The sequence below is a fragment of the Clostridium sp. HBUAS56017 genome (assembly GCF_007115085.1).
Classification (GTDB): domain Bacteria; phylum Bacillota; class Clostridia; order Clostridiales; family Clostridiaceae; genus Clostridium; species Clostridium cibarium.
Genome location: NZ_SULK01000003.1, coordinates 146,340 through 160,415 on the forward strand (window position 1 = coordinate 146,340; position 14,076 = coordinate 160,415).

The 14,076-nt window shown below is 30.4% G+C and carries 3 protein-coding genes; all 3 read right to left on the reverse strand.

Going from position 1 to position 14,076, the window contains the following annotated elements; genetic code table 11:
* Window positions 1-57: 57 nt before the first annotated feature.
* Entirely contained in the window at window positions 58-258 is a 201-nt protein-coding gene (locus tag FAY47_RS04465; RefSeq protein ID WP_243129546.1) for a site-specific integrase, read from the reverse strand.
* A gap of 362 nt (window positions 259-620) precedes the next feature.
* The gene (locus FAY47_RS04470) at window positions 621-1,094 is read right to left on the reverse strand and encodes a hypothetical protein (RefSeq protein WP_185966717.1); all 474 of its coding nucleotides are present in this window, start codon (window positions 1,092-1,094) and stop codon (window positions 621-623) included.
* Between the two features lie 16 nt (window positions 1,095-1,110).
* On the reverse strand, window positions 1,111-13,728 hold the full coding sequence (locus FAY47_RS04475; protein ID WP_143315223.1) for a fibronectin type III domain-containing protein: 12,618 nt from the start codon (window positions 13,726-13,728) through the stop codon (window positions 1,111-1,113).
* Window positions 13,729-14,076: the final 348 nt, after the last annotated feature.

Consider the following 14,076-nt stretch of genomic DNA (forward strand, 5'->3'; position numbering starts at 1 on the left):
CTATTTCCTTCATATCACCAGTAGCTACTAAGTGCCTATTTAATGCATGGATGCTATTTATTTTTTATTGATTGTCGCTACTTCGTAGTTGCTTTCTACCAGAAAATTCTTGTAGTTCACTACGTAGAATCGTTGAAGATTACTATTGAAATCAACTCCTTTAGCTGTTAAGAACTCTTTAAACACATTAATGTCACCAACATAGCTTTCTATTGTTTTAGGACTCTTTCCATCCTCGATTAAACTTATCGGAAACATTAACTCTTTTACTATTATTATAATATATATTTATCCTCTATTTTTAATTCAGCTGATTTAGCCATTCTTTACAGATTTTCAATTTGAATGGTATCCTTATTCACATTCTCATAAATCTCTGTTTTCTGATGTGTTACCGTTGCTTTTTAATATAGTTCTTTTGAACGATGTATTGATGAAATCTGTTAACTGCTAAAAAAATAATGAACCAGCCTACTTAACTTCAGCTGATTCATTTCATCTTTTCACTGCATTATTACAATTATGCAGTAATTTATCAATTGGTTTTAATATAATTTATATAGGATATGATTATTAAAATAGTTATGCATTCACTCTTTGCCTAAAACTGTAGCGTCTTTTTAATTCCATATAGCTAACTTATTAAAATATTCATATCTTTCAATACATATCCCATACTTTAAATCTTCGTCAACAAGTATTAAATCCCTATATCCTCCTTTAAATTTAGTAAATTCAGCTATATCAGCTAAATGTTCAAAAAAATCCTCTACTTTTATCTTTATAGCTCCACATTCTCTATCTTCGTAATGAAACAATATTGCATTTTCATTAAAAACCATTTTATATTTTTCTTTTAAACTAGCTACTTTAATTAAATTAGATTCTATATCCTTATCCATCTCTTCTTGGTTTATTAATGTATCAATTTTTTCATAAACTTTTTTTGATATTACTATAGTATCTTCAACTGAAATAAATGACTCTATTTCTAAATTATTTATAATATCAACCAGTTTTTTACATATTCCTTTTCTCTTTGATTTCATTTTAAGTTCTTTTATTTTATTACTTCTGTTCTCTTCATTATTCATATTTTCAACCCTTCTTTTATTTCTTATAACCATTAAAATCTTCTGGATAATGTCCATCATACTGATTATATCTACCCTTTTCAAATGGATTTCCTTTAACATCATCAGCTCCATGAAAATGTGGTCCTCTTCCCATCTTATCCTCAGCATGTTCTATAATATACTTTTTCTTGCCATCAACTGTAAATTCATAAACAGTTCTATTTTCTGAAGTTCCATCATACACGTATTCGTGAGTCTTATACTGTGACGATTTAGGTATGCCAGCATCTTGTTTTGCTTGCCTAAAAGCTTCTCTACGTGACATTTGAGTTACTTCAGCTTGTGTCGCCCCCTTATCTTCAATACCAGTTAACCAACTTCCTTCTCCATCCTGCACAGCCTTCAAGAAATTCTTCTGAATATCATTCTTTCCAATATTCATTCCTGACATTTCTTTAAATGCCTTGCTTGGAAGGTTTATATTTATTCCTTCTACTGCAAGTTTTCTATTAAATGAATTAAGTTTGTTTGCTATACTGCTTAGAGATTTTTCTGCTGTTTGAGCTACTTTTTCCTTTACTGCTGATAACTTATTCTTTAAGGAACTTACTACATTATCTATTTTTCCTAAGATTGCTTTTCCTGCTTTTGTGTTGGAGAATATTTTTCCTAAGATCTTTCCTCCTAGCTCTCCAACTCCTCCTAGCACTCCTGATATTGCTGCTTCTTTCCAGTTTACTTTTTTGTTTGTTATATATTGATTTGCTACATTTCCTGCGAAGGATGCTGTTCCTATAGCTGCTGCTGAACCTAGTAAGGACATTCCTCCTGTTGCCGCAGCTGTTCCTCCTACTATTGCTCCTTCTACTGCCGATCCTAAATAACTCTTCCACCCCTTATTTATCTTTCCATCATCCATTATATCAGATGCTAAATTTACTGCTGCTCCTACAACAGCTCCAATTCCTGCACCTATTGCTACATGAAGAAAATGTCCTGTTGGATCATCATGCCTTATTGGTTCATTTTCGCAATAAGTATACAGATTCAAACTTAGTGGATCTTTAATATCTCCTGTGTAACTATCCTCTTGCAGGAATCTTCCTGTACTTGGATCATACATTCTACACATAATATAATAAGTTTTTGTTTCCTTATCATATTGATAACCTGCATATCTGTATGGGTTGTCTACTTTTTCATTTGACTCTGTTATATTTCCAAAAGCATCATAGTAATAGCTATTTAGTATTGTTCCATCCTCAGCTATTAGCTTTGTAGTATCAGCATGTCCATTGTAGAAATAATAGGCCTTATTATTATCAGTTATTCTTTCCAGTAGATTTATTCCATAGATGTTTCTTGCAATTAATTGTCCATTTCCATCTAATTCTAATACCACTTTATCTGAAGAATATAGATATTTTGCTAAACTATTTCCAACCTGCTTCTGAACTCTTAACCCTTCTCCATTATATAGATTTTTAATTGTTATATTTTCTGGAGTAGTTACTTTTATTAATTGATTTAAACCGTCATATACATTGGTAGTTGTTTGTGATGACTGTAACGTGCCACTATTATAATTATCTACCTTTGAAGTTAATTGATTTCCATTGCTGTCATAAGTGTATATAGTATTTTCAATTGTTACTCCATTTAATGTTGTACTTATACTTAGTAACCTATTTAAAGAGTCGTAAATATAATTTTTAATAGTTGTATTTGAGCCTTCTACAATTGTTTCATCATTTCTATTTCCTGCTGAAGTATAGGTATAAGTTGTAACCTTTCCACTTGGTTCTGTTACTGATTTTAATCTATTTAATTCATCATAAGTGTAAGATGTAATACCTTTCTTATCAGTCTTTGAAAGCATATTTTCACTATTATCATAAGTGTAATCATAGCTTTCTATTATTGTTCCACTAGAATCTTTATTTACAAGTGTTTTTAACATTTTATCTTTATAATATGAATATTGTTCAGTGTAACCATTTGGATATACTACACTATTTAAGCTTCCATTATCATAATAAGTATAGGTAGTTATATCTTTATCTGCCATAACTTTTATGATTCTTCCTGTTTTATCGTATATCTTAATGGTTACATTTCCTTTTGGATCTGTTTCTGATTCTCCAAAATTTCCTGATTCCAATCCATTTATACCTTTAGTTATATCATACTTATAAACAGCTGTTCCTATCTCAGGCACTGACTTTGAAGTAACTCTATTTAATTCGTCATAAGTTCTTTTTGTAGTTCCTGTATTATCTGTTATTGTAATTTGATTTCCATTATTATCATAAGTGTAAGATTTAGCTATATTCCCTATAGTTTCTGATAACTTTCTTCCATGAATATCATAGATATAAGTTGTAACAGTTCCATTTCTATCTACCTTTTTACTCATGGTGCCATTAGCATAATAAGTGTAACTTTCAATCTTTAAAGGATCATAGCTATAGTTTCCGGTGCTCCCTGTTCTTCCACCACTATAAATTTTTCTTGTAACCTTATTGGCCACATTGTATTCATAGGTTGTGGTATTCCCTTGAGCATCAACTTCTGTTAGCATATTTCCATTTAGATCATATGTGTAATTTGTTATTTCACTTTTTGCATTCTTAACAGCTACAAGTCTATTATACTGATCATAGCTATAATAAGTGGTGCTATTATTACCATTAGTTTTCTGATCAACATTACCAACTTCATCATAATGCTGAAGTATAATATGTCCTTCAGGATCTATAGTCTTTATAAGTCTGTTGTTTTTATCATAATAATATAATGTAACATTTTCAAGAGCATCATATGATTTTGACTGTGTTCCATTGCTGTTATACTCTAATTTTTGAATTAATTTATTGTTCTCATCATATTTTTCAACAACTCTATTTAAAGAATCATATACATAGCTTTTTTCACTACCTAACCAACTTATCTCTTTTACTAAATTTCCATCTTTATCATAAATATATCTAGTTGTATGGTTAGCCTTATTTCCACTTGCATCTGTAACATAAGTTGTACTGCTTACTAACTTATTTAATTCATCATAGGTATTTTCAGTAACTGTACCATTTCCATCTGTAACGAATCTTTTATTACCATTCTTATCATAAGCTGCAGTAACTTTAATGGCATCTGACCCATCTACTCTTTCTTCTGTTGAAGATAGTTCTCTTCCAAAACTATCATAAGTATAAATATCTACTACGCCTAAAGAATCTTGCTTTCTTATAACTCTTCCTATTGAATCATATTGATAAATGACATAATACTGTTCTACTGTATTATCACCTGCATAAGTTACTTTCTTTATTTTGCCAAACCCATTGTATTCATAGGTTGTAATAGTTCCATTTCCATCAGTAGCTGTGATTACATCTCCTGTATTATTATAAGTAGCTGAACTTACTGCCACTTCTGCCTCTGTTGAAAGTCTCTTTATTGTAGTTTTAATAATATTACCTGCATCATCATAATAAAGAGTTGTAACCTTTCCTCTTGCATCAGTAGTTGATGTTTTTCTTCCTATACCATCATAAGAATAGCTTTCATTATAAGGAAGTGATCTATCTTTAGAATCAGCATCTAGTTTTGTAATAAGTTTGTTTGCTAGATTATAAGTATAGGTTGTCCCATAACCTGAATTAATCTTCTCACCATATGAACTTCCTGTTCCAGCCTCATAACCTCCTGCATCTAACTCTTTAATAACATTTCCATTGTTATCATACTTTAAAGCTTGAGTTATTATCCTATTCCAAACATTGCTTACCTTATCTAAATACACTAAGACTTTTGTTTTTAGCCTGTCCATAAGATCATAAGTGTATTCAGTTCTATTTAGATTTTCTAAAGCTTTAGCTTCATCATAATTATTAGGTGATACCTCTGCAATCTTTCTTCCTGCTAAATCATAATAATATGCTTTTGTATTTCCTTTACTGTCCACCATCTTTACAAGGAATCCTCTTGCATCATAAACATAATTTTTAGTGTTGCCATTTCCATCTGTCTTGGTTAATGTCTTTCCTTCCCAGTTATAAGTTTGGGATGTAGTTATAGTTACATCCTTACCATACTCATCTTTTCCTTGTTTAGAAGTACATAATAGTCTACCTAATTTATCATAAGTAAAGTTTGTAATTGAGTTATCTGGATAAGTTTCTGATACCTCATTTCCTTCCTTGTCATAGGTATAACTTGTCGCTAATACTAAATTGGTTTTATCATCATAAGCATTGCCATATAAATCTCCTGCAAATATATTAAGTTTCATAGTTGTAGGTTTTCCAAATTCATTATTAGTGTACTCTGTAATTTTATTTACATTGTTATCTACTTTAACAACCTGCATTATAACATTTCCATCTTTATCATATGTATATTCTACTCTTCTACCAGCACTATCACTTTGAATCTTAAGGTTTCCATCATTATAGTACTCATAAATTGTAGTAATGCAATCTTTTGCAATTTTATTATTAAGAACTTTATCTTTTCCAAAGCTTTCTTCTATCTTTCTTCCAGCCTTATCATACTTAACACCAGTATAACTATAATAAATAGTACCATTAATATTCTCATACGGAGCCCAAATAGCTATTAATTTATTTAAACTATCATATTTGTAATAAGTTAAATTGCCATTAGCATCTTTTGAAGAACTTAAAGTTCCATTTGCATTATAAACTTTAGTGATTGTTGTTCCATCTGGATTTTGCACACTAATAACTCTTCCTGCATAATCAACTGTAGTTGTGGTCTTTAATGAATCAACTGCATTAACATACTTTATTTCAGTTTTTGTTGTACTTCCATTTGAAAGTATTCCATAATTGTATCCTAAAATAAGCTGCTCAGAACTATTAGCATCTGCTTTAAAATAAACCTTAGAAACTCTATTGATAACATCATATACATATCTATATATTGCCCCATTAGCTTTAGTCTCAGTTATCTTATTTCCATATATATCGTAAGTATATGATATAGTGTTATTTTCCGCATCTGTCTCTGTTTTTACTTTTCCATTACTATAGTAAGTATATCTTGTCCCATCATTAGCTAAGTAGTTATGATTGTCTAAGTCATCTTGACTTGAATCATAAATATTAGCTGTAACAGTTTTTATTACTCTACCTAATGAATCATATACTGTTCTTGTTACTATGGAATGATTCAAAATAGTCTTTTCTATTTTACCATTGTTATCATAGAAATATTCTGTCACATATCCTTGAGGAGATACAACCTTTGTTTTCCACCCTATTAAGTTATACTCATAAGTTGTAACATTATTTACAGCATCAGTTACAGTAATAACATTTCCATGCTCATCATATGAATATGTTGTTATATTTCCCATTGGGTCAATAACTTGCTTCAAAAGTCCTTTAGCTCTATAACTAAGACTTAGTGCTTCACTATCTGAATAATAGATATACTGTGTTATAGCAAATTTTGTTTGATCTGCTGAATCACTATAAATATCTGTAGAATTTAATGGAATTACTTTCTTAACCATATTTATACCATTGCTGTCATAAACATAGAATGTAACTTTTCCATTCTCATCTATTTCTTTTATTACATTGTTCTTACTGTCATAAACATATTGTTTGTAGCTTCCATCAGGATTAGTTATTTTAGTTATATTTCCAAGAATATCTCTTGTATAGCTAGTTACTCCACCGTTACGATCAGTTACTGATTTTTGTTCTCCATAATTATTTCTTCCTGATGAATCTTTATTATACTCATAAGTAGTTGTTTTCCCTTCTGCATCAACACTACTTATAATATTGTATGAACTATCATAAGTTTGAATAGTTTTTCTTCCATTGGAATCTTTTATTGTTGTTTTAAAATTTATAACATCATAACTATAGGTTAATACATTTCCATATTCATCTATAGTATAATCTACCTTATCTGCATTTAAACCTGGCTTATGATTATATGTTATTGATCTAATTAAACTATTATCATCTGCTCTTATTTCAATTAGAAATCCATTGGAATCATAGCTATATATTGTATACTGTCCCATAGGATCAATTACTTTTATTAACTTTCTATTGTCATATTCGTATTTTACTACTCTTCCTAAACAATCAGTAATTGAGTTTATAAGCCCTAATTCATTGTAAAAAATACTATAACTTCTTCCAGCATCATCAATTATATTAGTTATTTTTCCATTATTATCTACAGTAATTGTTGTCTGATTACCATTCCTATCCTTAATCCATATAAGATGGCCATCTTTATTAAAACCATAAGTATGCTGATCTTTTGTTTTTAGAATATATTCATCACCTTGCTTAATTAAGGTATTCCTACTATCTATTGCCGTAAAAGTACCATCTGAATTAACCACAAAGCTTTGTGTGCTTCCATCTGGTAGTCTTACTAGTTTTGTTTGTATGTTACCACTATAGTCAGTAATATTAGATTCATAGCTAAAGCTCCAGCCTCTACCAAATCCTGAGTTTTCTCTAATATCTCTTGAGTTATAGGTTCTTACGAATTCTGCATCTGCTCCATCATTTCCTACTTTTAAGTCAGTAAAACTTTTCGAAAAATTTCCTGTTGGTCCATAAGTACCGTCTCCTAGATTATCCTCATAATCTGTTAATAAACCGAAATTAGTATCGATTTTATAGTTTTCTATAAGATGTTTCCAATATGTGTTTTTAAATATATAACCTGTGCTTAATGGTTTCGTTGTAATTAAAATATTAAAATTAGACATATTATCCGAAAATTGATCCCATATATTTCTAGGTGGCGAGTCAAATGAAATATATTGTACTGAAGAACCACTTAAAATTACTATATAACCAAAATCTGTACTAAAATTACTTCGTGACCCTAGCTCTTTTTGAGTAAAATTCCCCTTTACTTCAAGTATTCCTTCTGCTAAACGTGCAGTTGAGTCAGCTTTTGATTCCATTGTAAAATCACCAAATACTTGAACATAATCCTTTGCATAAGTCATACGTAATACACCACTTGTACTTACGCCATTAGAAACTTTGTAATTTCCTGTTACTATCAGTAATCCTTCTTTAATGCTAATTTCACCACCTAATTGATTTAAATTACCATCAATCTCCAATCTATATCCATTTAAGTTTATATTAGTTGCATCATCAGTATCTAAATCACCTTCTATCACGGTATCTTTTTTCAAGTCACCAGACATCTTTCTTATAACTATAGTATTGCTATCCAGTGATTCAATGTCTGCTGCATCTATAGCTTTTACAACAAATACATACTTAACAAGCATTTCAACAGAATTTGGGCATGTATAATTAGTTGTATTTGAACTACCAATTTTTATACTATTACAATAAATATCATATCTCCTTACTTCTCCATTATCTTGAGAAGCATTCCAAGTTAATACCAATTTACCATATTCATTAATTGTACCTATCAAATTACTCGGTGCAGTAGGTGGTGTAGTATCTTCACCTGTAGTTGCACTTATTTCATTACTTGCATCTGATAGATTTCCTGCTTGATCTTTTGCTTTAACAATATATTTATATTTTTTATTAGCATCTAACCCCCAATCAGTATATGTTGTTGTATCATACTTTGTTTCCCCTATTTTTATCCCATCTCTATATATCTCATAACCATCTACTGCTACATTATCTATAGAACTTTTCCATGACAAGGTTATTGTTGTTATAGTTTTGTTTTCTATCTTTAAATCCGTTGGGATTGTTGGTGCTTCATTTTCTTGGACATTTACCATTATGCTATAATCTCCAGGAATTTCACTTCCACCTTTAACATATATATAACATATTTGCCCAGCTACTAAATCGTATGTTATTTCAATATCATGTTTTCCGTTACCTGATGGCATTTCACCCACTCCATGACTAGCAGTGCTAAAATTCAAATAATTTATGTATCCTTTACATCTAATTGTATAGGATCCACCTATTGGTGCTACAAAAATAAAAAAATCAGAATCTTCTAAGTAATCTATCTTACCTAACTTTTCACGACCTACTTCTATATTTGTTCCTTGATCAGCATTATCCCCATAATCATCATTTTTTGTATTGATATTTATAGAGTTACTATATTCCGAATAATTTCCACCTTTATCTTTTGCTCTCACTACAAATGTATCATTAGTATTTGGTTTTAGTCCACTGCATATGTAAGTAGTTCCCTTTGTACTACCTACTTTTTCTCCGTTACAATATATATCATAACCATCAATTTCAGCATTATCTGTCGATGCATTCCAGCTTAAACTAACTGTCCAGCCAGTTACTTTTGTTGATTTTAAGTTAGCTGGTACAGAAGGTGGAGTACTATCTTCATCTGCAGTTACACTTATTTCATTACTTGCATCTGATAAATTACCTGCTTGGTCTTTTGCTTTAATAACATATTTGTAGGTTGCATTAGAATTCAAACTTACATCTGTATATGTTGTTGTATCATATTTCGTTTCTCCTATTTTTACTCCATCTCTATAGATTTCATACCCAGCTATAGCTATATTATCTACTGAGCTTGTCCACGACAAAGTTATAGTTGTCATAGATTTGTTTTCAATATTTAAGTTTGTTGGTGCTGTTGGCACTTCATTTTCTTGAACACTTACAATAATGCTATAATTTCTAATACTATAACTTTTTACAGCTATGTAGTAAGTTTTTCCTGCAATCAAATTTTGTCTCATTCCAAAGTTATTACCATTGTTACTAGCTTGCTTAATAAGCTTATTATCCGAATTATAAAGATATCCATAAATATAATATTGAGTTCCTTTAGATATAATTGTATAAGAAGCGCTTATTGGTGCCACAAAAACAAAATAGTCATAATCTTCAGAGTAATTTATTTTCCCTATTTTTTCATATCCTACTTGTATAGTTGTTGCACTATTACTACTATTTCCATAATCATCATCATTTGTAGTGACATTTATAGAATTGCTATTTATAGAATTATTTCCGCCTTTATCTACAGCTTGCACTGTAAATGTATAGGTAGTATTTAGCTTTGGCACACTACATACGTAAGTCGTACTCTTTGCATTCCCCACTTTTTCTCCATTGCAATATATATTGTAACTATCAACTTCTCCATCATCTGTCGATGCATCCCAACTTAAGCTTACTGTCCAGCCTGTTACTTCTGTTGATTTTAAGTTGGTTGGTGCAGTAGGTGGAGTGCTATCTTCATCTGTAATTATGCTTATCTCACTACTTACCTCTGAAAAGTTCCCCGCTTGATCTTTTGCTCTCACTGTATACTTGTATGTTGTATTAGCATTTAACCTTGTATCTGTATATGTTGTTGTCGTATATTTTGTTTCTCCTATTTTTACTCCATCTCTATATATTTCATAACCTGCTATGGATATATTATCTACAGAACTTGTCCACGACAAGGTTACGGTTGTTATAGATTTATTTTCTACTTTTAAATTTTCTGGTGTCGTTGGCACTTCATTTTCCTGAACACTTACTATAATACCATAATTCATAGTATTTATTCTTGAGCTATTTACACCTAAGTAGTACCTTTTTCCTGCAACCAAGTTCTCTATCATTACAAAATTATAATCTGACCCGTAACGAGCGTGTTTAACACGCCTCCTATCTGTATCAAGAAGAACTCCATCTACATACTTATTTCCTGTTGATTTAATTGTGTAAGAACCACTTATTGGTGCTACAAAAGTGAAATAATCATACTCTCCTGAATAATCTATTTTCCCTGACTTTTCATGGCCAATTTCTATATTTGCTGCTTGATTAATATTATCTCCATAATCATCAACTTTTGTAGTAGCATTTATCTCATTACTACTTGCTGAAAAATTCCCACCTTTATCCATAGCTTTTACTGTGAATGTATAAGTTGTACCTGATTTTCCTACGCTACATACATAACTAGTACTCTTTGTATTTCCTACCTTTTCCCCATTACAGTAAATATCATAACTATCTACTTCTCCATCATCTGTTGATGCATCCCAACTTAAACTTACTTTCCATCCAGTTGTTGCTGTTGATTTTAAGTTAGTTGGTGCAGTAGGTGGAGTACTATCTTCATCTGTAGTTACACTTATCTTACTGCTCACATCTGATAAGTTCCCTGCTTGATCTTTTGCTCTCACTGTATACTTGTATGTTGTATTAGCATTTAAACTTGTATCTGTATATGTTGTTGTATCATATTTTGTTTCTCCTATTTTTACTTCATCTCTATATATTTCATAACCAGATATAGCTATGTTATCCACGCAACTTGTCCATGATAAGGTTACAGTTGTTATAGATTTATTTTCTACTTTTATATTTGATGGAATTGTTGGTACTGTATTTTCTTCAACAGTTACTAAAATACCATAACTTCCTGTGCTTGTAATTGGATTCTTTACCGCTAAGTAGTATACCTTTCCTGCAACTAGATTTTGTCCCATCTCAAAGTTGTACTCCCAACCATGGGAAACACTTTTAATAAGAGTTTGTCCTTCATCATACAAATCTCCATCCATATACGTTGTTCCTATTGACTTAATCGTATAATATCCGCTTATTGGTGCTACAAAACTAAAGCAATCATATTCTCCTGAATAATCTATTTTCCCTGACTTTTCATGGCCAATTTCTATGGTTGCTACTTGATTAATATTATCTCCATAATCATCAATCATTGTAGTAACATCTATAGAATTACTATTGCCTGAAGAATTTCCACCTTTATCTATAGCTTTTACCACGAAGGTATAAGTTGTACCTGACTTTGCTACATTACATACATAACTAGTACTCTTTGTATTTCCTACCTTTTCCCCATTACAGTAAATATCATAACTATCTACTCCTCCATCATCTGTTGATGAATCCCAATTTAAACTTACTGTCCATCCAGTTGCTGCTGTTGACTTTAAGTTTGCTGGTGGTGGTGGTGTATCTTCATCATTAGCAATCTTGTTATTAGCATTTGTACTTTTAATCTCTTTATCTTTAGCCACTTCATTAGTTTTATTTACTTGTTTGACTTCACTTTCATTATTTTTCACATTAGATACAGCAGAAGTTTTTATATTATTTATACTTTCCTTCTTACTTATATCACTATCCAATTTCTTACCATTGGAATCTTCCAAGTTTTTCTGACTACTAGCATCATTTCTAACATTTTGATTTGATTTGTTTTTCACTAGAGTCTTTGCAGTTATTTTTTCACTCCACTCACTATTCCCTGCTACATTTTTAGCTCTTACTCTATAATAATGTGTAGATTCTTCTTCTAATTGTGTATTGACATATTTTATACTTATTCCTACATCAACAACTTTTCCATCTACCTCTAAATCATATCCAGTTGCACCTTGAACTGTATCCCACGCTACAACTATACATCCTGATGAAACTGCATTAGCATTTAAGTTTTTAGGTATGTTTGGAATTTCAATTTTAGTAAATCCAATTACAATAGAACTCCAACGCCCTACACTATTCTTATTTTTTGCTCTAACTCTATAAGCATGACTCGTTCCTTGTGTTAAATTTCTTTGAGTATAAGAATTTTCTTTTAGATTACTTATAACCTTCCCATCAACCTCAATATCATATGAATCTACATTCTTTAATGAATCCCAACTTACTGTTATACTATTTTCAGTAGACTTTAAATTAATATTTGATGGTGCTTTAGGTAAACTTGCTTTTTCATTTCTTTTCTCTGGAATTATATTTACTTTATTTTCTTTGAATTCTAGAGGGAACTTTGTGCTTAAACCTGAACTTAATTCACTTACCCCACCATTATTTTTCGCTCTTACAAAATAGGTATGAGTATCGTTAATAGATATATCTTTATGAACAAATTCATTGCTTTTTCCATTATCAATTAGCTTGTTATCAGCTATAACCTCATATCCATCTGCCCCATCTACCGTATCCCAAACTATTGATATGTTATTATTATCAACATACTTTAATCTAAGATTTTGCGGTACTTGTGGTGCGTTAGGAAATGTAATTACCTCATATTCATTTGTCCACTTACTTTCTCCCAAGTCATTTTTCGCTCTCACTCTAAAAGTATGCTTTGAGGCTGGATTAAACCCATCCTTAGTAAAACTTGTTTTACTATCAGAGGACATGGTTTGTCCATCTACCTCAACTTCATAAGAATCAGCCCCCAAAACTTTATTCCATGCCATTTCCACAGTTGTACTAGTGACATTTGTAATTCTAAAATCACTAGGTGTAATGGGAACTATAGATTGAGTTTTTACATTTATTGCAGAGCTCCATTCCCCTATACCATCTTTATCTTTTGCTCTTATTCTATAGACATGAATAGACCCTGGTAAAAGATTATTATGTTCATAGGAAGTTTTGATTCCTACATCAACAACTTTACCATCAGCTTCCAATTCATATCCTAATGTTCCATTTTTCGATTGCCAACTTAAGTTAATCTTTGTGATTGAAGCTTCTGCTTTGAACCCTAATGGTGGAAAAACTTTAGCTACTTCTGCTTTAACTAAAACTGACTGGCAAATAGATAAGAACATACTTAAGGCTATAAAGATTGATAACACAAATCTTTTTTCTCTTTTTCTTATCAAATATTTTCACCCCTTTTTCTAGATAATCACACATTTTAATTACATATTTTCAATTTCCAATAAGATCCTTTGGTTATAAAAAAATATTTATCCAATATGTTTATCTTATATAAAACTTATAACTAAAAATCATTATTATTTTTTAGTTTCTTATTTAATTGTTTAAAGCAATCCTCCTTTAAATGAACTTTTAGTTACAAAATATATTATATATTTACTATATTATTCATGTAAATGTATTTTATTCTATTTCTAATAATATACTCCCTTTATTTTATTTAATATTTCGCATATTTTTATAGATATATTTTATTTATTTAAAGAATTGAAAATAACTATACTCTAAAA